The sequence below is a fragment of the Streptomyces albus subsp. chlorinus genome (assembly GCF_013302895.1).
Taxonomy (GTDB): Bacteria; Actinomycetota; Actinomycetes; order Streptomycetales; family Streptomycetaceae; genus Streptomyces; species Streptomyces chlorinus.
The window spans coordinates 2,694,751-2,716,815 of sequence record NZ_VJOK01000001.1 but is presented as its reverse complement, the minus strand read 5'-3'; the positions used below and the strand labels follow the sequence as shown (position 1 = coordinate 2,716,815).

Below are 22,065 nucleotides of genomic sequence, written 5' to 3'. Positions count from 1 at the left end.
CGGTGTTCTCCTCCGCGCCCGCGCCCGCGCCCGTGTCCGCGCTCGCGCCCGCGCTCTCGTCGGCGGGGCGGAGGCGCCCGGCCACCCAGACGCCGGCCAGCGCGACGGTGGCCGCCACCGCGTAGACGGCGGCGAAGGCGGCGGGCCGGTCGGCCAGGGCGCCGCCCGCGCCGCCGCCGTGCGGCTCGTCCGCCGGACCGACGGTGACGGAGCCGCCGCCGAGGGCGGCGAAGGCGGCGCCGGTGAGGGCGAGCAGCAGCACGTTGGACAGGCCGTCGGACAGTTGCAGGGCGGCGGAGTTGCGGCCCGCCTCCTCGGGGGCCGACAGCCGCAGCAGCAGCACGCTGAGGGAGGAGATGGTCAGCCCCATGCCGAAGCAGCCGACGCCCATGGCGACGGCGAGGGTCCACACGGGCACCGACGGCACCAGGACCAGGGGCGCGCAGCCGATGGAGAGGGTGACCAGTGCCATGCCGCAGCGCACCAGTCGTTCCCGGTGGCGTTCCATGGCCGGGCGGGACTGGGTGAAGGAGCCCAGCGCCCACAGTGCGCCGCCGGCGGCGAGGGTGAGCCCGGCCATGGTGACGGACAGCCCGCGCTGGGTGACCAGCATCAGGGGGACGAAGCTCTCGGCGACGACGTAGGAGCCGGCGGCCATGCCGCGCAGCAGGACGACGGCCGGCAGCCCGCGCGCGGCGCGTACCGTGCCGTGCGGCAGCAGGACGCGCAGGGAGGGCGCCAGCAGGGCGAGTCCCGCCGCGGCGGGCAGCAGGGCGGTCCAGCGCAGGTCCTGGCTGGCGTACTGGAGGAGTCCGGCGCCCAGCGCGACGGCGACGGCGAGCCGGATGCGGCGGCGGTCCGGGGGGCCGGGCGGCGCGGCGCCCCCGGGCGGGCCGGAGGCCCGCTTCCTGAGCGGCGGCAGCATCACCAGCAGCGGCACCGCGACCAGGGCGGGGATGCCGAGGAAGACCCAGCGCCAGCCCAGGTGTTCGGTGACGGTGCCGGACAGCAGCGGTCCGACGACGGAGGGCACCACCCAGGAGGCGGCGAACGCGGCCATGACGGGGGGCCGCAGGTGTTCGGGGTAGGCGCGGCTGACGGTGACGTAGAGCGCGACGATCACCAGTCCGCCGCCGACGCCCTGCACGGCGCGGCCCAGCACGAAGACCCACATGCCGACGGCGGTGCCGGACAGTACCAGGCCCCCGGCGAACAGCATGATGCCGCAGGCCAGCGGGGGCAGGGGGCCGCGCCGGTCACACCACTGGCCGGAGGCGACCATGCCCACGACGGAGGTGGTGAAGAACGCGGAGAACGCGTACGGGTACAGGGAGATGCCGTCCAGTTCGTCGGCCGCCAGCGGCATGGCCGTGCCCACCGCTGTCGCCTCGAAGGCGATGAGCAGGACGACGGAGACGATGCCGAGCGTCAGCGGCCGGTGGGCGGCGCCGAGTACGGATTCCCTGGGGCTGCTGACGTCGTTCGGGGGCATGCGCACCACGGTAAGTGCCGCCCGGCAATGGCGACACCTACCGTGGTGGGGAAACGCTCGGCCGTGGGACCTAGGCCATATCCGGCGTCCGGGCGCCCCGCACCGGCCCGGGCAGCCCCCGGACCCCGGGGCGGGACGGTCGCACGGCTCCTAGTAGGCCAGTTCCCCGATGCCGCCGTCGACGCGCAGCACGGTGCCGGCGGTGTAGGCGGACTCGTCCGAGGCGAGGTAGACGGCCGCCTTCGCCATCTCGGTGGCGGAGCCCAGACGGTGGAGGGGCACGGTCCGCCGGAGTTCCTCGTAGACGGCGGCTTGCCGCTCCTCACCCAGCGCCTTGAACGCGTTGGTGACAGTCGGCCCCGGGCTCAGTCCGTTGACGCGCACGCCCCGGCCCTTCAACTCGTGGGTCAGCCCGCGGGCATAGGACAGCAGGCCCGCCTTGGCCGCGCCGTAGACCGTCGCGTTCTCGTGCCCGATGAAGGCGGAGACCGAGCCGACGAGAATCACCGAGGACTGCCGGGAGAAGAGCGGCAGCAGCGCCTTGACCAGGAAGAAAGGCGCCTTGAGATTGACCGCCAACAGCCTGTCGAACGCCTCCTCGGTCCACTCCTCGATCGGCAGGTGGGTGGTGTCGGCGGCGTTGCTCATCACGATGTCGAGCCTCGGCCACTCCGCCTGTAGCCGCGCCGCGAGTGCCGACTGGCCGGGCACGTCACCGGCGTCGCTGACGAGGGTCAGCAGCGGTCCGTCCAACTGCCGGGCGGCCTCGTCCAGTCTCTCCCGCGAGCGGCCGGTGATCGCGACGGAGGCTCCTTCGGCGAGGAACTCGCGGGCGGTCTCCAGCCCGATGCCGCTCGTCCCCCCTGTGATCAGTGCGTACTTCCCCTTGAGACGATCCATGGTTCCTTCCCTTCTCTCGGCGCCGTGGCGCTCTCTCGGCGCCGTGGCGCGCGCATCGGCAACGACGACGGGCTGTCCCGGCCGGCACCGGCCGTCCCCGTCGGCAGGGCACCGGCCGGCGGCCGGGTCCGTCAGATCGCGGTGCGGCCGCCGTCGGCGGCCACGACCGCGCCGGTCATGTAACTGGCCCGGTCGCCGGCGAGGAAGGCGACCACCTGCGCCACCTCGGCCGGGTCGCAGGTGCGCTTGAGCGCGGTGGTCAGGCCCATGCCGCCCATGTCCGGGCCCATCGCCGCGACCACCTTCGCGGTGCGCATCGGGCCGGGCGCTACGGCGTTGACCCGCACGTTCGAGGCGGCGAACTCCGCCGCCCAGGTGCGGGTCAGCGATTCGACCGCCGCCTTGGTGGCGCCGTACACGGCCATTCCCGGCATGCCGAGACCGGCCGCGGTGGAGCTGATGTTGACGACGCTGCCCCCGCCGCGTGCGGCCATCCTCGGCGCCAGCAGCGAGGTGAGCAGGAAGGGCGCGCGCACATTCACGGCGAAGGCGGCGTCGTGGCCCGCGAGGTCCTGCTCGGTGGTCGGGCCGAACGTCATGAGGCTCGCGTTGTTGACGAGTATGTCGATGTCCCCGGCCTCCTCGGCCAGCCGCCGCACGGCGTCCGGGTCTCTCAGATCGGCCGTGACGAAGCGCGCCGGCGCGGTGGACCCGCCGCCGGCCGCGCGCAGGCTCTCCACGACCTGGGCGCCCCGGTCCGGATCGGTGCCGGTGAGGATCAGGCCGGCTCCCTGCGCTGCCAGCACCTCGGCCGTCGCGTGCCCGAGTCCGCCGATCGCACCGGACCCGGTGACGAGTGCTGTCTTCCCCGCGAATTCCACTGCTCCGCCCTTCGCGCCGGCAGATGGCCGACGACTTCTATGCAGCCGTTCAAAAAGTACTGCGAGGAACCTACGACTTCTTGAACGCCTCGTCAAGAAGTTGTAGTGTCGGACAGGTGGCACGCACCGGACGACCCCGCGGGTTCGACAAGGACCAGACGCTGACGCGGGCACTCGAACTGTTCTGGTCCCGGGGGTACGGGGCGACGTCGGTCCAGGACCTGGTCGACGCGCTGGCCGTCGAACGCGGCAGCCTCTACGGAACGTTCGGGGACAAGCGCCGCTTCTACCTCGACGCCGTCCGGCTCTACTGGGAGGTGTACGAGCGGCACCTGACCGCCGCGCTCGACACCACCCCGCTGCTGCCCGCGCTGCGCGAGATCCTGACCCACCCGGCGCGCCTCGACGAGCTGATCTCCGACGTGGGCGTACCGCAGGGCTGCCTGGTCGGCAACACCACCGCGGAACTCGTCCCCCACGACAGCGAGGCCACGGACGTCGTCACCCGCTCCTACCGCCGCTTCACCGACATCCTCACCGACGCGCTGCGCCGCGCACAGGCCGCCGGCGAAGTCACCGACACCGCCCGTCCCGAGGCCCAGGCCCAACTGCTCCTCTACGTCGTCCAGGGGCTCTCGCTCGTATCGCGGGCGGGGCTCGACAAGACCGCGGCCCTGGACGCGATCGACACCGCGATCGACGCGTTGCGCGCCTGAGCGCGACCGCCTCGTCGCGCGCCCGGTCAGGCGCGCGACGCGTCGATCGCGCTCAGGCGTCCCCGCCCGCGACCGCCTCGCCTCCCGGCGCGGCGGTCAGCGGGCGGGCCGGTTGGAGCGGTCCAGGTAGGCCGCGACCCGGCTCCTGGTCCGCGGGTCGTCGAGGCCGCCGCCGTGGCCGACCTTCTCGGTGCGCACCGCGACGGCCTTGCCTCCCAGCTGGCGGGCCACGCCGTCGGCCCAGGCGGACGGTGTGGCCGGGTCGGCCGTGTTGCTCAGCAGCATGGTGGGGTGGGCACTGCGTGACGTCACGGGCTTGCCGGAGCCCTCGGCGGGGTGCGGGCCGCCGAGGCAGATCGACGTGTAGTTGCTGCTGTTCGTCGAGAAGCCCAGGACCGGGGCCGCCGCGCGGGTGGCCGCCAGATCGCGCCGGGCCCGGCCGGCGCTACCGACGGACAGGTCGAAGTCGGAGCAGACGACCGGATCCGCGTACGGCGTGGTCTTCGGCGTCCCGCCCTGGCCCGGCTCCTGGCCTCCCTGGCCCGGCTCCTGGCCGCCCTGGCCCGCCCTCTCGCCGCCGCCCATCGGGTTCTCGCCCCGCGACAGCTTCGCGAGGCCGTCGGCGGTCTCCTTGAAGCTCCGCGGGGCCATCAGCTCGAAGTACCGGGTGACCGTCACGGACGACCAGGGCGTCGTCATCAGCGAGCCGGGGACGCGTCCGGCGTCGGCGGTCCGCTGGGCCTTCCTGAACACGGACGCCACGTCCTTGCCGTGCAGCGCGCACGCCTGCTTCTCGGCGCACCACTCGCGGAACCGGTCGAAGACCGCCTCCATCCCGCGCGCCGCGGTGGTGACGAACTCCCGCCGCGACTGGGCCGGGTTCATCACCCCTTCGAGGACGGAACCGCCCACGTGGTCCCCGTACAGGCCGAGGTAGCGCTCGGCGGTCAGGGTGCCGTAGGAGAACCCGTACAGGTTGATCCTCTCCAGACGCAGGGCCTTGCGAAGGGCTTCGGCGTCCCTTGCGTTGCTGGAGGCGTCCAGATGGTTCTTCAGGCCCGCCGGGGTGGTGGTGCACGTCTTCCAGAACGCGCGCTGGTTCTTCTCCAGCGCGCGGAACCGCCGGCCGTCCGTCGGGGGGACGTACGGGATCTTCAGGATCTTGTCGGTCGCGCAGGACAGCCGTCCGCTCTGCCCCACGCCGCGGGGATCGAGCGCGATCAGGTCGTAGCCGGGCAGGTGCTTGCGCAGCGAGGCGAACGCGAGGTCGCCCGTCTCCCCGGGCCCGGAGGGGAAGTTGAGGATCGTGCCCTTCTTCTTCGCGGGGTCGGCCGCCTTGAAGCGGTAGGCCCGCAGGGCGACCGTCCCGGACCGCGGCTCGGACCAGTCGACGGGAACGCGGAGGGTGCCGCACTGGACGCCTTTCTGGACCGGCATGTCGGGCCGGTCGCAGCTGCCCCAGGTGAGGGTGCCCCGTGGGCTGTCCGGTGTCGGGTGTGCCGCCGGGCGGGCCGCTGTCAGGTCGGCGGACGCGACGGCCGGCAGGGCGGTGGCACAGGCGGCCGCCGCGAGAGTCGCCAGGACGATCGTACGGGGGCGCAGGCCCCGCCCGCGGGCGCTCATCGGGCCTCCCCGACGGTGACCAGGGCGGACAGGATGAGGCACAGGCCGGCGAGCGCCGCCACGACGACTTCGAGAACGGTGAGGATCTGCATGCCCTCGACGATGCGGCCGCGGCCCCCCGCCCGTCCTCGGCCGCCGGGCCCATCCTGGGGGCCGGTTATCGGCCTGGGGGCCGATTCGCCCGTCGTCCGCGCGTCCGTACCCTGTCCGGCGTGGAATCCAATGCTCCGCTCTCCCCGGTGACCCGACGGCTGACCACGGTCCTGCTCTGCGCGGGCCTGGCCCTGCTGTGGCTGCTCGACCTGGCAGCCTTCTACGACCCGCACGGGAGGTGGACGAACTGGCTGCCCCTCGTCTCCGGCCCGCTCGTCGCCACCGCGCTGCTGTTCCCCACCCGCCGGCCGGGTCCCGCGTGGCGGGTCGGCGTCGTCGCGACAAGCTCCCTGGTCCTCACCGTGGCGCTCTGGACGTACGCCCCCCTCGACGGCGGCACCTGGAGTGCCCTGGAGACGGTCACCCTGCTCGTGCTGCTCACCCGGACCGCGCGCCGGGTGGGGCGTCCGGCCACCGCCGTGACGCTGGCGGCGGCACTGGGCCTCGCGGTGATCCTCCTGCCGCTGCGCGTGCGGCTGGGCTCGGGCTACGACACCCTCATGTACTCCAACCTGCTCACCTTCGCCGTCGGCGGCGCCGTGGGCCTGGGCTGCTACCTGCGGGTGCTGGACGGGCGGCGGGCCCGGGCCATGGCCGCCGTACGGCAGAACGAGCGCCTGGAACTCGCCCGCGACCTGCACGACTTCGTCGCCCACCACGTCACGGGCATCATCGTGCACGCCAACGCCGGCATCATGATCCAGGAGAGCGCGCCGGAGCAGATCAAGCCGCTGCTGGAGGGCATCTCGCGGGCCGGGTCGGAGACGCTGGACTCCATGCGGCGGCTGGTGCGGGTGCTGCGGGAGGACGAGCACGAGGCAGCCCGCCCGGGCGAGCTGCTGACCGAACTGGAGCGCCTGGTCGGCGCGTTCGCCGGGAACGGCACCGAGGCGACGCTGGAGCTGGGACCCGAGGTGCGCGCGGCGCGGCTGGCGCCCGAGGTGGAGACCTCCGTCCACCGCGTGGTGCAGGAGGCGCTGACGAACGTACGCCGCCACGCCCACGGCGCCGACGTCGTCGTCCGCCTCGGCCTGGACGGCGACCGGCTGCGGGTGGAGGTCCGCAACACGGCGCCGGGGGCGCGTGCCACCGTGCCCACGGGCGGCCGCGGCGGCTTCGGCCTGGTGGGGCTGCGCGAACGCGTGGAGGCCGTGGAGGGCTCCCTGGACGGAGGCCGTACACCGGACGGCGGCTGGTGTGTGACCGCCTCCTTCCCGCTCCTGGCCGCTGTGGCAGGATCGCCGGCATGAACGGGGCCGGTGGTACGGGCGGGACGGGCGGGGACCGCACCCGCGTGCTGATCGCGGACGACCAGGAGATGGTCCGCACCGGCTTCCGGCTGATCCTGGACACCCAGCCCGGCCTGGAGGTCGTCGGCGAGGCCGCCGACGGCGCCGAATGCGTCGCGCTGGCCCGCCGGCTGCGTCCCGACGTGTGCCTCGTCGACATCCGCATGCCCAGGCTGGACGGCCTGGAGGTCACCCGCGCCCTGGCCGGTCCCGGCGTCACCGACCCGCTGCGTGTCGTCGTCGTGACCACCTTCGACCAGGACGACTACGCCTACACCGCCCTGCGCAACGGCGCGTGCGGCTTCCTCCTCAAGGACGCCGCCTCCAACCTGCTGATCGAGGCCGTACGGTCCGCCGCGCGCGGTGACGCCCTGGTCTCCCCGGCGGTGACCGTCCGGCTGCTCAAGCACCTGGCCGGGCCGCACCCGGCCGCGCCCGCACCGCCGCACCCGCTCTCCGAGCGGGAACTCGACGTCGTACGCCTGCTGGCGGTCGGGCGCACCAACCAGGAGATCTGCGAGGAACTGCACCTGTCCCTGGGCACCGTCAAGACCCACCTGGGCAACATCAAGGACAAGCTGGACGTCCGCAACCGCGTCGAGATCGCGGCCTGGGCCTGGGACACCGGGCTCGTGCGCGAACGCCAGGGCCCGTCCGCCTGACGGCCTCTCAGCCCTTCACCAGTCGCATGTACGTGTCCCAGTCCCAGTGCTTGCCCGGGTCCGTGTGGTCGTTGCCGGGCGCCTCGCTGTGGCCGATGATGTGCTCGCGGTCCAGCGGGATGCCGTGCTTGTCGGCCAGGTGGCGGGTGAGCCTGGCCGAGGAGCGGTACATGGCGTCGGTGAACCAGGACGGGTCGTCCACGTAGCCCTCGTGCTCGATGCCGAGCGAGGAGGGGTTGGCGCTCCTGGCGTGATAGGCGGTGTCCGCGTCGCGCACCATCTGGGTGGCCTCGCCGTCCGAGGAGCGCACCACGTAGTGGGAGCTGACCTTGGCGTCGGGGTTCTGGAACCAGCTGATGGTGCCGGCGTACGAGCCCTGGGTCACATGGATGATGATCGTGTCGAGCTTCCCGGTGCGGCCCTCGCGGTAGTTGGCGGGGTCGGCCGGGACCCACTTGGCGTCCGGGTAGTCCGGGCTCTGGGCGCGGGGCGGCGCGGCCGGGGCCGCGTCCTTGTCCGGGTGCACCTCGCGGCCGTCCACGGTGACGCGCTCACCGTCGGGCGCCGTGCCGCTGATGCCCTTGGCCAGCAGTTCGTAGACGGTGTCGGCGTACAACCGTGCGGCCACGCCCGTGGCGCCGCTGTAGCGCGCGATCGCCGGGTACCACTCGTCCACGTCCCGGCGCTCCGCGGCGTCGAGCCCGAGCTTGTCGGCGTAGGCGCGCAGCACGGCCGCGCCGCCGTGGATGTTGGCGTCGGTGTCGCGGCGCAGCTCGGCGACGGGCTCGCCGGTCAGTTCGGCGGCCTGCTCCAGCGTGTGCCGGGAGGGGTTGCTGACCAGGTGCATCACGCCGTAACCGCCCGCCTGGCTGGGCTCGCCGCGGTGGCCGTCGAAGTGGGTCTCGCCGTAGCCGACGGCGGCCAGGACGTCGCGCGGGACGCCGTACTCCGCGGCGGCGGAGGCGAAGGAGGCGTTCATGGAGGGGGCCGGGCCGTCGGCGCCGGGTTCGGCGGTGGCCGACGGGCCGACGCCGGTGACGAGGAGCGCCGCCGCGGCGGCGAGGGACAGCGCGGCGGCACTCAGGCGGCCGCGCCTGCGGGCATGGGTGTGCGGGGACATGGCTGCTCCTGTTGTGGGGGAGGGAGCTGAGGCGCCTGAAGTCCGCCACACAGTACCGACGTGGTTAGGACATGACAACGACTTCCACGCGCGTCGCCCGGGCGTCACCCGCTTGACGACCCCGCCTCAGCATCCCGTCGTCCCGGGCCAGTTGAGACACGAAGCCGCCGGTTCCCGGCCTCGACGAGGACCGGGGAACCGGCGGCGGGACCCGGTCCGGACGGGGCGGAAGCACCCCGTCCGGACCGCGCCGCGGCCTCAGTGGCCTCAGTTGCCTCAGTGGGCGAAGCTGCTGCCCAGGCCGGCGTTCTTCTCGGGCGCGCCGAGGGCCTTGGGGCCGTAGGAGACGACACCGTCGGTCGTCGTGCCGCCGGCGTCGCCGCGCAGCACCCACACCGCGCCCGCGTCGGTCGCCGAGGCGTCGCCGTCCTCGCCCGGGGCGCCGATCGCCAGGTCGTCGCGGCCGTCCTTGTCGGTGTCGCCCAGCGCCACCGCCGACCCGAACAGGTCCTCGGCCTCGACGGCACCGGGCACACCCGCGACGCCCTGGTCCCAGTTCTTGGCGCCGGTGCCGGACAGCCCGCCCTTGCCGCCCAGCAGCTGGACGACGGCACCGGAGTTCTTGCCCGCGGCGCCGCTGCCGATGTCCTCGCCGGGCACCCCGACGGCGATGTCGGCGTAGCCGTCGCCGTTGACGTCACCGGCGGCCAGCGCCTTGCCGAACTCGTCGCCGTCCTCGTTGGCGCCGGGCACCCCGGCGCTGTTCTGGGTGAGGGTGGTGGTCCTGCCCGTGTCGGGGCCCTGCGCCGAGCCGTAGAGGACCTTGACCGTGCCGTGGTCGTAGGGCAGGTCCTCCACCACGCCGCCGGGCACGGTGCGGATCACCAGGTCGCCGTAGCCGTCCTTGTCCACATCGGCGATCACACCGCTGGCGGCGGCGTCCACGCCCTTGGTGGGCTCGGCGGGCAGGCCCTCCTTGGAGCCCTTGAAGAACTTGCTGCCCCGCGCCATCTCCTCGAACGAGTGCCGGGTGACCAGGTCGTCGATGCCGTCGCCGGTGATGTCGCCGGCGACCAGCCCGTCGAGCGAGGCCCCGTCCTCACCGGTGGGCTGGAGCGTCTGGCGCTGCGCGGGCTTGCCGTCCTTGCCGAACGCGCCGTACAGGACGCGGACATCGCCGCTGACCCCGTTCACCGCCAGGTCGGCCTTGCCGTCGCCGTTGAAGTCGCCGGCGGCGAGGGTGTGGGCGCTCTCGGTGTCCGCGACGGCCGACCCCGTGGTCAGCCCCTTGTCCTTGGCGCCCCACAGGATGGTCACACCCGAGTGGGAGGCGACGGCGAGGTCGGTGGTGCCATCGCCGTCGAAGTCGCGGGCGGCGGTCTCGCGGCCGAAGTACTCCCCTTCGCCGGGCTCGCCCGGGACGCCCGCGCTGTTGGCGCTGAACAGCTGCCGGTGCGTGGTGCTGGCGCCCTTCGCCGAGCCGTAGGAGATGGTCAGGTAGCCGGCCTTCGCCTTGCCGGCGACGGTGGCGGTGGGCGCGCCGCTGACCGTGTCCGCGTAGCCGTCCCCGTTGAAGTCGGCCTTGGGCGCCGCCGCGGCGTGGGTCTTGGCGGCCGGCGCGGCCGGTGCGGCGCTCGCCTGCGCGGCCGTGGCCGCGGATCCGGCCAGCAGCACCGCCGTCACTCCGATGACGCGGGCGACGGTGGCGGCTGCGGTGGTGGTGTTTCGGTGGAGCACTCGTCCTCCTGTGGTCGGTCGCTGCCGAACCCCGGTGCAGCCAGCGGAGATTGGTGCTGCGGGGACGGATCGGGGCCGGAGCGGTGGTCGTTCGTCGGTGAGACCCGTGAGGTGACGTGAGGGTTGCGCCCGGGCACCGAATCGGTACAGAAATCGCACAGAACCGCACGGAGCCGAACCGGCGGGCCGGGCCGCCGACGCGTCGGTCCCGCCCGCGGATCGGGCCCGTACGGGTCCGGCCGCTGGTCGCCGGCGCCCTGCCCGGACCGCTGCCCGGCCAGTACGCGGCGCGGCGCCGGTGGGCCGGGCTCGCGCTGGGGCCGCCGGGGTCCTCCTCGTCACCGTCGCCGAGGCCGCCGCCGCCGAGGCCACCGTGGCCGGCGGCGGGCCCGGCGCCCGGTGGTGGGCTCCCCCGTCCCGTCCCTCGGCATGCCGGCGCGGGTGGCGGCCACCCTCCTGGAGGGCCGCTCCCGGACCCGGGTCCGGCCCGAGGTGTCGCTCACCGTGCCCTGCGCGTCGGCGCCGCCGTCTTCACCGGGCTCGCCCTGTGGACGGGCGGCGCGGCCACCGGAGCGGTGCCCGGCCGGCACCGGTGCCCTCCGGTGGCCGGCGGGCACCGGTGGGCGGGCGGGCCGCGAGGCGCCCCCGGTAGGGTTGCGACGGCCGTGACCGACCGGCCGCCGTACCTGTCCTCGTCGTACCGGAGACCGTGACTACCACGCCCACCACCCCCAGCAGCAACCACCATCTGTCCCCCGCCTTCCCCGGCCGCGCCCCCTGGGGCACCGCCAGCAAGCTGCGGGCCTGGCAGCAGGCGGCGATGGACGCGTACCTGGCCAAGCAGCCCCGCGACTTCCTCGCGGTGGCGACGCCGGGTGCGGGAAAGACGACCTTCGCCCTCACGCTCGCCTCGTGGCTGCTGCACCACCACGTGGTGCAGCAGGTCACCGTCGTGGCGCCCACCGAGCACCTGAAGAAGCAGTGGGCCGAGGCCGCGGCGCGCGTGGGCATCAAGCTGGACCCGGAGTACAGCGCCGGGCCGCTGAGCAAGGAGTACCACGGCGTCGCCCTCACCTACGCGGGCGTGGGCGTGCGTCCCATGCTGCACCGCAACCGCGTCGAGCAGCGCAAGACGCTCGTCATCCTGGACGAGATCCACCACGCCGGTGACAGCCGCTCCTGGGGCGAGGCGTGCCTGGAGGCGTTCGAGCCCGCCACCCGGCGCCTCGCGCTGACCGGCACGCCCTTCCGGTCGGACACCAACCCGATCCCGTTCGTGGAGTACGCGGAGGACGCCGACGGGGTGCGGCGGTCGGTGGCCGACTACACCTACGGCTACGGGGACGCGCTCGCCAACGGCGTCGTGCGGCCCGTCATCTTCCTCTCCTACAGCGGCAACATGCGCTGGCGCACCAAGGCCGGGGACGAGATCGAGGCGCGGCTCGGCGAGCCGATGACCAAGGACGCGATCTCCCAGGCGTGGCGCACCGCGCTGGACCCGCGCGGGGAGTGGATGCCCGCCGTGCTGCGGGCCGCCGACCACCGGCTGAGCGAGGTGCGCAAGTCGGTGCCGGACGCGGGCGGCCTCGTCATCGCCTCCGACCAGGAGCAGGCCCGCGCCTACGCCAAGCTGATCCGCGAGATCTCCGGTACCAGGCCCACCGTGGTGCTGTCCGACGACGCGGGCGCCTCGCAGCGCATCGAGGACTTCCGCCTCTCCGAGAACCCCGACGACCGCTGGATGGTCGCCGTCCGCATGGTCTCGGAGGGCGTGGACGTGCCGCGGCTGGCGGTCGGCGTGTACGCGACGACCGTCTCGACGCCGCTGTTCTTCGCCCAGGCCGTCGGCCGCTTCGTCCGCTCGCGGCGGCGCGGCGAGACCGCCTCCGTCTTCCTGCCCACCATCCCCACGCTGCTGACCTTCGCCAACGAGATGGAGGTCGAGCGCGACCACGTCCTCGACAAGCCGAAGAGGGACGGCGACGAGGACCCGTACGCGGAAGAGGCCGGCCTGCTCAAGGAGGCGGAGCGGGAGAAGGACGAGGAAACCGGCGAGCAGGACCAACTGTCCTTCGAGGCGCTGGAGTCGGACGCCGTCTTCGACCGGGTGATGTACGACGGCGCCGAGTTCGGCATGCAGGCCCACCCGGGCAGCGAGGAGGAGCAGGACTACCTGGGCATTCCGGGACTGCTGGAGCCCGACCAGGTGCAACTGCTGCTCCAGAAGCGGCAGGCGCGGCAGATCGCGCACAGCCGGAAGAAACCGGACAGCGAGGCGGACCTGCTGGAGGTGCCCGCCGAGAAGCGTCCCGTCGTCACGCACAAGGAGCTGCTGGAGAAGCGCAAGCAGCTCAACACCCTGGTCGGCGCCTATGTGCACCAGAGCGGCAAGCCGCACGGGGTGATCCACAACGAGCTGCGCCGGGTGTGCGGCGGGCCGCCCGCGGCGGAGGCGACGGCGGGCCAGATCGAGGCCCGGATCGCCAAGGTCCGTGAGTGGGCCACGCGGATGAAGTAGCCCCGTACGGACCGCACTCGGGCCGCCGGCGGGCCCCGGCCGGGCATCCTTCGGGGCGCCTCGGGCGGGGCCGCGGCGGTTTCGGGATGTTTGCGGCGAACACGGTCAGCCTCCGCCCGGATTCTGGACAGACTCTTCCGGTCAGCGGTGCTGCTCGCTAAGTTTCCCGCACACACGACCCGTGGCGATCCCGCCACGGGTGGCCGGTGCCCGCGTCCGCGGCTGCCGTCACTCACCCGAGGGAGGGGGGCGTCGTGACCGCGGAGACCTCTCAGACGCTCGACCGGGGACTGCGCGTCCTGACATTACTGGCCGACACCGATCACGGCCTCACCGTCACCGAGCTGTCCAACAAGCTCGGCGTCAACCGCACCGTGGTCTACCGCCTGCTGGCCACCCTGGAGCAGCACGCCCTGGTCCGCCGCGACCTGGGCGGCCGGGCCCGGGTCGGGCTCGGCGTGCTGCGCCTGGGGCGGCAGGTCCACCCCCTGGTGCGGGAGGCCGCGCTGCCCGCGCTCCGCTCGCTGGCCGAGGACATCGGCGCCACCGCGCACCTCACCCTGGTGGACGGCACCGAGGCGCTGGCCGTCGCGGTGGTCGAACCGAGCTGGACGGACTACCACGTCGCCTACCGTACGGGGTTCCGCCACCCGCTCGACCGGGGGGCAGCGGGCCGCGCCATACTCGCCGGCCGGCTGCCCGACGAGGAGCGCGGCCCCGGCTACGTGCTCACGCACGGCGAACTGGAGGCGGGCGCGAGCGGGGCCGCGGCGCCGGTGCTGGGGGTGAGCGGGATCGAGGGCAGCGTGGGTGTGGTGATGCTCGCGGAGACGGTGCCCGAACACGTCGGCCACCGGGTGGTCCGCGCCGCCAACCAGGTCGCCGACGCGCTGCGGTGAGCCGGTGGTGAGCCGGTGGTGGCCCGGGGCCCGTACGGGGATTCGTTCGGCCGTGCGGGCAGTCGGTAGATTGCGGGGGTGTCCGAAACCCGCAGCACCCCCGCCCCGGCCACCGGCGGGCCGCGTCCGCGCCTGACGCGCGGCCGCACGCTCGCCCTGTGCGCGCTGCCCGTCGTCCTGCTGTTCGTGGTGGCGCTGTGCGCCCCGCTGCCGTACTCGCTCGCGCAGCCCGGCGAGACCGCCAACGTCCTGGGCAAGCACGGCGGCAAACCCGTGATCTCCGTCGAGGGCGTGTCCGAGCGGGGCGGGGACAAGGGCCGGCTGCTGTCGGTCACCATCGCCGCCACCCAGCCCGAGGCCACGGTGCGGCTGCCGGACGTGGCGCGCGCCTGGTTCCGCGACGACCGGGCCGTCATGCCCCGGGAGGCCGTCTACCCCGGCGGCGGCGACACCGAGGACGCCGAACGGCACATCTCCCAGGAGATGAAGGAGTCGCAGGACAAGGCCGTCACCGCGGCGCTGCGCCACCTCCACAGGTCCCCGGACGATGTCCACGTCAAGCTGCGGCTCGGCGACGTGGGCGGCCCCAGCGCCGGGCTCTTCTTCACCCTGGGCATCATCGACAAGCTGGACGGGAACGGCACCGGCGCGGGCGGGCTCACCGGCGGCCACACCGTCGCCGGGACGGGCACCATCGACGCCTCGGGGAAGGTCGGCGCCGTCGGCGGTGTGCCGCTCAAGACGCAGGCCGCCCGGCGGGACGGCGCCACCTACTTCCTCGTGCCGAGGTCCCAGTGCGGCGAGGCCCGCGCGCAACTGCCCTCCGGGCTGCGGCTGGTGCCCGTCAGCACGCTGAAGGGCGCGCTGGACGCGCTGGGGGAGATCCGCACGGACGGCGACGTCCCGCACTGCTGAGCAGCGCGCCGGCAGCGGGACGCCGGGCTCACCGGCGGTGCTCGCCGTCCTCGGCGGCCTGCCGCACCAGGGGCACGATACGCAGCCGTACCGGGTTCTCCATGACGATGGCCGTCGAGGCGCGGACGATGCCCTCGATGCCCACGACCCGGTCGATCACGCGCTGGAGGTCGGCGTTCGAGCGGGCGACGAGGCGGCACAGCATGTCGCCGCTGCCCGTCGTCGTGTGCAGCTCCAGCACCTCCGGGACCGTCGCCAGGTGGGCGCGCACCTGGGTGCCCTGGCCCTGTCGGATCTCCAGCGTCGCGAACGCGGTGACGGGATAGCCGAGCGCCGCCGGGTCCACCTCGGGGCCGAAGCCGCGGATGACGCCGCGTGAGGAGAGCCGGTCCAGCCGCGCCTGGGCCGTGCCGCGTGCCACCCCGAGCCGCCGGGACAGCTCCAGCACCCCGATCCGGGGCTCCTCGGCGAGCAGCTCCAGCAGCCGCGCGTCCAGCCGGTCGATGCCCATGGGGTCCTCCACCTCGCGGGAACGGCCCGGCACGGAGCGTAGGGTGCACAGATTGCGCACATCGTCCGGCCGAGCCCTGGTCTCGCTGTACAGAATGCCCAGGAAAAACGCAAACTATTGCGCACCTTGTGGGGCGGCGAGACCCTTCCGGCATGACTACCGCACCGGGAAAACCCCACGCCACAGCCCCGCGCACCGCCCGGCAGGCCGACCCCTTCCCGGTCAAGGGGATGGACGCCGTCGTCTTCGCCGTCGGCAACGCCAAGCAGGCGGCCCACTACTACTCCACGGCCTTCGGCATGCGGACCGTCGCCTACTCCGGCCCGGAGAACGGCAGCCGGGAGACGGCCAGTTACGTCCTCGAGTCGGGCTCCGCCCGGTTCGTGTTCACCTCCGTCATCCGCCCCACCACCGACTGGGGCCGCTTCCTCGCCGACCACGTCGCCGCCCACGGTGACGGCGTCATCGACCTGGCCATCGAGGTCCCGGACGCGCGCGCCGCCTACGCGTACGCCGTCGAGCACGGCGCCCGCGGGATCGACGAGCCGTACGAGACCAAGGACGAGCACGGCACCGTCGTCCGGGCCGCGATCGCCACCTACGGCGAGACCCGCCACACCCTCGTCGAGCGCACCGGCTACGACGGGCCCTACCTGCCCGGGTTCGTCCCCATGGACCCGATGGTCGCGCCGCCCGAAAAGAGGGTCTTCCAGGCCATCGACCACTGCGTCGGCAACGTCGAGCTGGGCCGGATGAACGAGTGGGTCGCGTTCTACAACAAGGTCATGGGCTTCACGAACATGAAGGAGTTCGTCGGCGACGACATCGCCACCGAGTACTCCGCGCTCATGTCGAAGGTCGTCGCCGACGGCTCGCGCAAGGTGAAGTTCCCCATCAACGAGCCGGCCGTCGCCAGGAAGAAGTCCCAGATCGACGAGTACCTGGAGTTCTACGGCGGCGCCGGCGTCCAGCACATCGCGCTGGCCACCAACGACATCGTCTCCTCGGTGCGGGCGATGCGCGCCGCGGGGGTCCAGTTCCTGGACACCCCCGACGCCTACTACGACACCCTGGGGGAGTGGGCCGGGGAGACCCGGGTGCCGGTGGAGACCCTGCGCGAGCTGAAGATCCTCGTCGACCGGGACGAGGACGGGTACCTGCTCCAGATCTTCACCAAGCCGGTCCAGGACCGGCCGACCGTCTTCTTCGAGATGATCGAGCGGCACGGGTCCATGGGCTTCGGCAAGGGCAACTTCAAGGCCCTCTTCGAGGCCATCGAGCGGGAGCAGGAGCGGCGCGGCAACCTGTAGGGCCCCGCGCCCGGCGCCCGTGGAGCCGCCGGTGGTGGTCCGGCCGGTCCCGTCACCGGACACCACCGGCCGGGCCCGGCCCGTGTCACCGGACGTGGAAGGCGGTGGTCGCCTCCAGGGCGGCGCGCTCGGTGGTGACGTGGTTGACCGGCGCGCTCTCGTCGGCGTAGCCGAAGGAGATGCCTACGAGCAACTTCCCCTCGGTGACACCGAGTTCGTCGCGGACGGTGTCGGCGTAGAAGCTGAGCAGGCCCTGCGGGCAGCTGTCCACGCCGTACGCGGCCATGGCCAGCAGGAGCGTCTGCATGTAGGCGCCGACGTCGGCGGCCAGGCGCGGACCGCCGTCGCCGGTGACGAACAGGAACGCGGCGTGCGGCGCCCCGTAGAAGCCCAGGCTCTCCGCGTCGTAGGCGGCGCGGGCCGCGTGGTCGTCGGGGCCGATGCCCAGCGCCCCGTACAGGCCGGCGCCGAACGCGGCCCGCCGCTCCTGGTGGACGGGGGTGTACATGTCCTCGGAATAGGGGAAGTCGACCGAGGTGCGCTCGTCGGCGTGGGCCGCCCGCAGGGCGCCGGCCAGGCGGTCGCGGCGCGCGCCGCTGGCCACCTCCACCCGCCAGGGCTGTGCGTTGGAGTTGGACGGCGCGGCGCCGGCCAGGGAGAAGACCGCGCGCATGGTGTCCTCGGGCACGGCCTCGGGCCGGAACGCGCGGGTCGCGTGGCGGCCGCGTATCAGCTTCTCGGCGTAGTCGCTCAGCTCGGTGACAAGCCCGCTCATGGAACCCTCCTCAGGGGTGGTCGCTCAAGTAAACGTTGGCGTTTACCTGGGAGTCACTGTAACCAACCGCCCCCCGAGAAGTAAACGCGGACGTATACTTCCCCCATGAGTACGGTGACGACGGCCCCCCGGCGGCAGGGGCGCGGCGGGCGCGAGCGCATCCTGGCCGCCGCCGCCCACCTGTTCGCGACCCAGGGCATCAACGCGACCGGCATGGAACAGGTCGCGGAACGCGCTCCGGTCTCCAAACGCACCCTCTACGCGCACTTCCGGACCAAGAGCGACCTGGTCGTCGCCCACCTCCAGGACCTCGCCTCGACGGGCCATACCCTCGAAAGCGTGCTGACGCGCGAGGACATCCCGGCCAGAGAGCGGATCCTCGCCCTGTTCGCCCTGCCCCCGGCGGACACGGCCCCCGTGCGCGGATGCCCGTTCATCGACGCCGCCGCGGAGTTCCCCGACCCCGACAGCGCCGTCCACTCCTACGCCCGCGAACAGAAACTGCTGATGGTGCGGCTGGTGACCGCACTGGTGACGGAACTGGGCTGCCGCGAGCCGGCCGCGCTCGCCGAACAGCTCGTCACCCTCGCGGACGGGGCCGCCAGCCGCGCCATGGTGCTGGGCGACGCGGACTACCCGCGCCACGCGCGGGCGGCGGCGGAGGTCCTCCTGGCGAACGCCCTGCCGGGCACGGACTGACGGGACGTCCTGCCGGGGGCGGTCTCCGGTCTCCGCAGGGTCCGAGGGGGCGCGGGGCACTCGCGCAGGCAGGCCCGGCCGGGGGCGGAGGGCACTCACCGGGGCTTCCCGGGAGGGCGGCGCGCTGCGACGCTGGCCCCATGAGCGAGCTGATCGAACGGCTGTCAGCGGGGCTGCCCGCGGAGGCCGTGCTGACCGACCCCGACGTCCTCGCGTCGTACGCGCACGACATGGCCGGCTTCTGCCCGGCCGGCACCCCCGCGGCCGTGGCCGTGCCGCGCACCGTCGAGCAGGTGCGGCACGTCATGCGCACGGCCGACGCGTTGCGCGTCCCCGTGGTCCCGCAGGGCGCCCGCACCGGGCTGTCGGGGGCGGCGAACGCCGTCGAGGGCTGCGTCCTGCTCTCCCTCCTGCGGATGGACCGCATCCTGGAGATCGACCCGGTCGAGAGGATCGCCGTCGTGGAGCCGGGCGTCGTCAACGCCACGCTCTCCCGCGCCGTGGCCGAACACGGCCTCTTCTACCCGCCCGACCCCTCCAGTTGGGAGATGTGCACCATCGGGGGCAACATCGGCACCGGCTCCGGCGGGCTGTGCTGCGTGAAGTACGGCGTGACCGCCGAGTACGTGCTCGGCCTCGACGTCGTCCTCGCCGACGGACGGCTGCTGTCGACCGGCCGCCGCACCGCCAAGGGGGTCGCCGGGTACGACCTGACGCGGCTGATCGTCGGCTCCGAGGGCAGCCTCGGCATCGTCGTGGGCGCCACCCTGGCGCTCCGGGCTGAGCCGCCCCAGCAGCTGGCGCTCGCCGCCGAGTTCCCCTCCACGGACGCGGCCTGCGAGGCGGTGTGCCGGATCATGGAGGCGGGGCACACACCCTCCCTGCTGGAGCTGATGGACCGCACCACGCTCCGGGCCGTCAACGACATGACGAAGATGGGCCTGCCCGAGACCACCGAGGCCCTGCTGCTGGCCGCGTTCGACACGCCGGACCCGGCACCGCGGTTGCACGCCGTGGGCGAGCTGTGCACGGCCGCGGGCGCCACCGAGGTGGTGCCCGCCGAGGACCCCGCCGAGTCCGAACTCCTCCTCAAGGCCCGGCGCGCGGCGCTGACCGCCCTCGACGCGGTCAAGGGCACCTCGATGATCGACGACGTCTGCGTGCCGCGCGGCCGGCTCGCGGCACTGCTGAAGGGGACCGCCGAGATCGCCGAACGGCACGGGCTGACCATCGGCGTCTGCGCCCACGCGGGGGACGGCAACACCCACCCCACGGTCTGCTTCGACGCCGCCGACGAGGACGAGGCCCGCCGGGCCCGCGCCTCCTTCGACGAGATCATGGAACTGGGCCTGCGACTGGGCGGCACCATCACCGGCGAGCACGGGGTGGGAACGCTGAAGAAGAGCTGGCTGGCCGAGGAGCTGGGCCCGGTCAGCCTGGAACTGCACCGGGGCATCAAGCGCGCCTTCGACCCGCACGGCATCCTCAACCCGGGCAAGGTCTTCTGAGCCCCGGCACTTGGAAAGACCCGGCACTTCGACGGCGGCCCCGGTGCCTGGCGGCGGCCCCCGGCATGCGGGCCGCCGCCCCCGTTCCTGGACGACAGGGTGACGTGATCCGACGTCCATTACCGTTGGTGCGGTGCGATCCGACACCGCCGACGGCAGAGCCTCCTCCCCGCCGCCCCTGGACGACCTCGACCGGCAGCTCGGACACGCCCTCCAGCTCGACGGGCGGGCCGCGTTCTCCCGTATCGCGGAGGTCCTGGGCGTCTCCGACCAGACGATCGCCCGGCGCTGGGCCAAGCTGCGCGGCAGCGGGAGCATGCGGGTTCTCGGCCTGACCGAACCCACCGTGCTGGGGGAGACCGTCTGGCTCATCCGCGTCTTGACGACGACCGACGCGGCCGTGCCGCTCGCGGAGGCGCTCGCGCGGCGCACGGAAACCTCGTGGGTGGGGCTGATGGCGGGGGGCACGGAGATCAGCGTGGTCGCCCGCGCCGCCGGCGACTGGGCGCGGGAGGGCGGCGGTGAGGCGCTGCTGCTGCGTGAGCTGCCGCGCACCCCCCGGGTCCTCTCGGTACGTGCCTACTGCCAGCTGCACCAGTTCTTCGGCGGCGCCGAGGGGCTCATCCTCAAGTCCGGCATGCTCTCCCCGCAGCAGGTGGCGCGGCTCTCCCCGCCCCCGCCCAGGCCGCCGGACGAACCGGTCCGGCTGACCGCCGACGACCACAAGCTGCTCACCCGGCTCGCGCACGACGGCCGCGCCCCCGTGCCCGAACTCGCCGCCGCGACGGGCTGGTCCCCCTCCACGGTGCGGCGGCGGATGGCCGAGCTGCGGGCGAACGGCACGCTCTACTTCGACGTCGAGTACGCGCCGCGCGTCTTCGACATGGGGGTGCGGGCCGCCGTGCTGGCGTCCGTGCCGCCCGCGCGGCTGCACGCCGTCGGGCAGGCGGTGGCCACGCATCCGGAAGTGGCCTTCGCCTGCGCCACCACGGGGCCCACGAACCTCTTCCTGACGGTCGTGTGCAAGGACATGGCGGCGCTGTACGCGTACCTGACCGGCCCCCTCGCCCGGCTGCCGGACGTGCGCGAGCTGGAGACGTATCCGCTGGTGCGCTACATCAAGGGCCCCGGCCCCTTCCGGTAGAACCCCGCGGGGCCCGCGCCGAACGCCCACGAGCACCCCGGACGGGTGGCCGGAAGCGCAACCGCGCCTCCCCGTACGGGTGGTCCCGCAGCGGGCTGTTGCGCAGCGGGCGGTCCCGTACGGGAGGTGGTGCCCGTACGGGACGCCGTGCGGTCCCGTGCGGCCCTCCCGTCCGAGTGAGGAGGGCCGCACGGGCCTGCCCGCGCCCGGAAGGCGCCGGGCACGGGGAAGCACAGCGGCGCGGGTCCCGGTCAGGGACGCAGCAGCTCGCTCAACTGCTCGTCCAGGCCCAAGGAGTCCTGCTCACTGCCGGACGGCACCACGCGCAGCGTCCTGTCCAGCCAGGCCGCCAGCACCGGGGAGGGGGCCTCCAGCAGCGCGTCCCCGTGCGGCGAACTGAGGGCCAGGCACACCACCTCCCGCTCTCCCACGCGCGTCGGCCACACCCGCACATCGCCGTCACCACTGGGCTGGTCCACCCCCTCCAGCAGCAGCTCGCGGGCGAACGTCCAGTGGACGGGGGTCTCGGAGTGGATGTGGAAGACCACATGGACGGCATACGGGTCGTTGGTGCGGTAACTCAGCCGCGCCGGCACGGCCACGCTGCGCTCCGGCGCGAGGACGAGCCTCATTTCCAACTCGCGTTCGACGACGGTGTGCATACCCTGCGCCCTTTCCTCTGTCGCTGGGCGGGCCGCTGCGAGAGGCCCGCACACGGAAGAGGGCGCGGCGCGCGGTTGCTTACACGGGTTCGCGGAAATTTTTTCCACCGGGCGTCCGGCCGGCCCGGCGCCTTGAGGAGAGCGGGTCCACACCGCGTCCGCGCGTCGCCCGAAGGCGGGCTTCGGACCCGTCTGCTTCCTCGCCGCGCGGTCTTCTTCGTTACTGTCCTCCTTGAACAGGCGGAGGTTCCCGCCGCGCCGCCCGTGGCGGCCCGCTGGGCGGCGCCGCCAGGCACAGGTCACGAGTCTCGTACGTGAGGGGAGTTGGAGGCAGTGGGGCCCTCCGGTACTCATGGTGAGGTACCCCGTGCGGGGTACTATCCGGATCCGTCCATCCCCGGGTACATCCGCTACTGGAACGGTTCGTCCTGGGTGCCCGGCACCAGCCGGCCGGAGCCGCGCGAGGGCGAACCCATGCCCGCGCCGCCGCCGGTGGCGTCCTCGCCCGCCACCGCTCCCACACCGCCGGCCACCGCCCAGCAGGACGGCCC

The 22,065-nt window shown here is 73.6% G+C and carries 19 protein-coding genes and 1 pseudogene; 11 read left to right on the top strand and 9 right to left on the bottom strand.

The window, feature by feature from the left end; all coding sequences use genetic code 11:
- The 3 genes from FM076_RS12210 to FM076_RS12200 form a co-directional block, all read right to left on the bottom strand.
- Positions 1–1,492: MFS transporter (locus FM076_RS12210; protein WP_173870242.1), on the bottom strand; the 1,492-nt coding region annotated here is incomplete at its 3' end.
- 150 nt (positions 1,493–1,642) lie between these two features.
- A complete protein-coding gene (locus tag FM076_RS12205; protein ID WP_173870241.1) occupies positions 1,643–2,392 on the bottom strand; it encodes an SDR family oxidoreductase in 750 nt (249 codons plus the stop codon).
- A gap of 131 nt (positions 2,393–2,523) precedes the next feature.
- Positions 2,524–3,273: an SDR family oxidoreductase gene (locus FM076_RS12200; protein WP_173870238.1), complete on the bottom strand. Its 750-nt coding sequence runs from the start codon at positions 3,271–3,273 to the stop codon at positions 2,524–2,526.
- A 116-nt stretch (positions 3,274–3,389) separates the two neighbouring features.
- Here FM076_RS12200 and FM076_RS12195 point away from each other — a divergent pair, with 116 nt between their 5' ends.
- Positions 3,390–3,989 (top strand): TetR family transcriptional regulator, encoded by a 600-nt coding sequence (locus FM076_RS12195; protein WP_173870237.1) that lies wholly within the window; start codon positions 3,390–3,392, stop codon positions 3,987–3,989.
- A gap of 96 nt (positions 3,990–4,085) precedes the next feature.
- On the opposite strand, the gene FM076_RS12190 is transcribed toward FM076_RS12195, so the two are convergent.
- The gene (locus tag FM076_RS12190; RefSeq protein ID WP_173870235.1) at positions 4,086–5,612 is read right to left on the bottom strand and encodes an alpha/beta fold hydrolase; all 1,527 of its coding nucleotides are present in this window, start codon (positions 5,610–5,612) and stop codon (positions 4,086–4,088) included.
- A 212-nt stretch (positions 5,613–5,824) separates the two neighbouring features.
- Between FM076_RS12190 and FM076_RS12185 the strand changes: the two genes are divergently transcribed.
- Positions 5,825–7,015 carry a histidine kinase gene (locus FM076_RS12185; RefSeq protein ID WP_173870233.1) on the top strand — a complete coding sequence of 397 codons (1,191 nt, stop codon included), beginning with the start codon at positions 5,825–5,827 and terminating at the stop codon, positions 7,013–7,015.
- The gene (locus tag FM076_RS12180) at positions 7,012–7,716 is read left to right on the top strand and encodes a response regulator (protein WP_173870231.1); all 705 of its coding nucleotides are present in this window, start codon (positions 7,012–7,014) and stop codon (positions 7,714–7,716) included. Before FM076_RS12185 ends, FM076_RS12180 begins: the two co-directional genes overlap by 4 nt.
- Before the next feature lie 10 nt (positions 7,717–7,726).
- Here FM076_RS12180 and FM076_RS12175 read toward each other — a convergent pair.
- Positions 7,727–8,836 (bottom strand): annotated as a pseudogene (locus FM076_RS12175) (N-acetylmuramoyl-L-alanine amidase); the annotation flags it as partial.
- A gap of 276 nt (positions 8,837–9,112) precedes the next feature.
- Positions 9,113–10,573, bottom strand: a complete 1,461-nt coding sequence (locus tag FM076_RS12170) for an FG-GAP-like repeat-containing protein (RefSeq protein WP_173870227.1) — start codon at positions 10,571–10,573, stop codon at positions 9,113–9,115.
- A gap of 709 nt (positions 10,574–11,282) precedes the next feature.
- On the opposite strand from FM076_RS12170, the gene FM076_RS12165 reads away from it, so the two are divergent.
- The 3 genes from FM076_RS12165 (at position 11,283) to FM076_RS12155 (ending at position 14,905) form a co-directional block, all read left to right on the top strand.
- A complete protein-coding gene (locus tag FM076_RS12165) occupies positions 11,283–13,091 on the top strand; it encodes a DEAD/DEAH box helicase family protein (RefSeq protein WP_173870225.1) in 1,809 nt (602 codons plus the stop codon).
- Between the two features lie 254 nt (positions 13,092–13,345).
- Entirely contained in the window at positions 13,346–13,990 is a 645-nt protein-coding gene (locus FM076_RS12160; protein ID WP_173870223.1) for a helix-turn-helix domain-containing protein, read from the top strand.
- A gap of 78 nt (positions 13,991–14,068) precedes the next feature.
- A complete protein-coding gene (locus FM076_RS12155; protein ID WP_173870221.1) occupies positions 14,069–14,905 on the top strand; it encodes a S16 family serine protease in 837 nt (278 codons plus the stop codon).
- Positions 14,906–14,933: 28 nt separating this feature from the next.
- On the opposite strand, the gene FM076_RS12150 is transcribed toward FM076_RS12155, so the two are convergent.
- Entirely contained in the window at positions 14,934–15,416 is a 483-nt protein-coding gene (locus FM076_RS12150; protein WP_173874691.1) for an Lrp/AsnC family transcriptional regulator, read from the bottom strand.
- A 152-nt stretch (positions 15,417–15,568) separates the two neighbouring features.
- On the opposite strand from FM076_RS12150, the gene hppD reads away from it, so the two are divergent.
- Positions 15,569–16,726: a 4-hydroxyphenylpyruvate dioxygenase gene (gene hppD, locus FM076_RS12145; RefSeq protein WP_173870220.1), complete on the top strand. Its 1,158-nt coding sequence runs from the start codon at positions 15,569–15,571 to the stop codon at positions 16,724–16,726.
- Between the two features lie 85 nt (positions 16,727–16,811).
- Here the strand turns inward: hppD and FM076_RS12140 are convergent, their stop codons facing one another.
- The gene (locus tag FM076_RS12140; RefSeq protein ID WP_173870218.1) at positions 16,812–17,501 is read right to left on the bottom strand and encodes a nitroreductase; all 690 of its coding nucleotides are present in this window, start codon (positions 17,499–17,501) and stop codon (positions 16,812–16,814) included.
- 105 nt (positions 17,502–17,606) lie between these two features.
- Here FM076_RS12140 and FM076_RS12135 point away from each other — a divergent pair, with 105 nt between their 5' ends.
- From FM076_RS12135 to FM076_RS12125, 3 genes are all read left to right on the top strand, one after another.
- Complete coding sequence (locus FM076_RS12135) at positions 17,607–18,200, top strand: TetR/AcrR family transcriptional regulator (RefSeq protein WP_173870215.1); 594 nt, start codon at positions 17,607–17,609, stop codon at positions 18,198–18,200.
- A gap of 140 nt (positions 18,201–18,340) precedes the next feature.
- On the top strand, positions 18,341–19,708 hold the full coding sequence (locus FM076_RS12130; protein ID WP_173870213.1) for an FAD-binding oxidoreductase: 1,368 nt from the start codon (positions 18,341–18,343) through the stop codon (positions 19,706–19,708).
- Between the two features lie 133 nt (positions 19,709–19,841).
- Positions 19,842–20,852, top strand: a complete 1,011-nt coding sequence (locus FM076_RS12125) for an AsnC family transcriptional regulator (protein ID WP_173870211.1) — start codon at positions 19,842–19,844, stop codon at positions 20,850–20,852.
- 251 nt (positions 20,853–21,103) lie between these two features.
- Here the strand turns inward: FM076_RS12125 and FM076_RS12120 are convergent, their stop codons facing one another.
- On the bottom strand, positions 21,104–21,514 hold the full coding sequence (locus FM076_RS12120; protein WP_173870209.1) for an SsgA family sporulation/cell division regulator: 411 nt from the start codon (positions 21,512–21,514) through the stop codon (positions 21,104–21,106).
- Between the two features lie 333 nt (positions 21,515–21,847).
- Here FM076_RS12120 and FM076_RS12115 point away from each other — a divergent pair.
- A partial coding sequence (locus tag FM076_RS12115) for a DUF2510 domain-containing protein (protein WP_173874690.1) occupies positions 21,848–22,065 on the top strand: 218 nt, incomplete at its 3' end.

Excerpts from the sequence above, each read along its gene's own strand:
- FM076_RS12205 (WP_173870241.1), bottom strand. The coding sequence starts at position 2,392 with ATGGATCGTCTCAAGGGGAAGTACGCACTGATCACAGGGGGGACGAGC.
- FM076_RS12190 (WP_173870235.1), bottom strand. The coding sequence starts at position 5,612 with ATGAGCGCCCGCGGGCGGGGCCTGCGCCCCCGTACGATCGTCCTGGCG.
- FM076_RS12180 (WP_173870231.1), top strand. The coding sequence starts at position 7,012 with ATGAACGGGGCCGGTGGTACGGGCGGGACGGGCGGGGACCGCACCCGC.
- FM076_RS12150 (WP_173874691.1), bottom strand. The coding sequence starts at position 15,416 with ATGGGCATCGACCGGCTGGACGCGCGGCTGCTGGAGCTGCTCGCCGAG.
- hppD (WP_173870220.1), top strand. The coding sequence starts at position 15,569 with ATGACTACCGCACCGGGAAAACCCCACGCCACAGCCCCGCGCACCGCC.
- FM076_RS12140 (WP_173870218.1), bottom strand. The coding sequence starts at position 17,501 with ATGAGCGGGCTTGTCACCGAGCTGAGCGACTACGCCGAGAAGCTGATA.
- FM076_RS12135 (WP_173870215.1), top strand. The coding sequence starts at position 17,607 with ATGAGTACGGTGACGACGGCCCCCCGGCGGCAGGGGCGCGGCGGGCGC.
- FM076_RS12130 (WP_173870213.1), top strand. The coding sequence starts at position 18,341 with ATGAGCGAGCTGATCGAACGGCTGTCAGCGGGGCTGCCCGCGGAGGCC.
- FM076_RS12120 (WP_173870209.1), bottom strand. The coding sequence starts at position 21,514 with ATGCACACCGTCGTCGAACGCGAGTTGGAAATGAGGCTCGTCCTCGCG.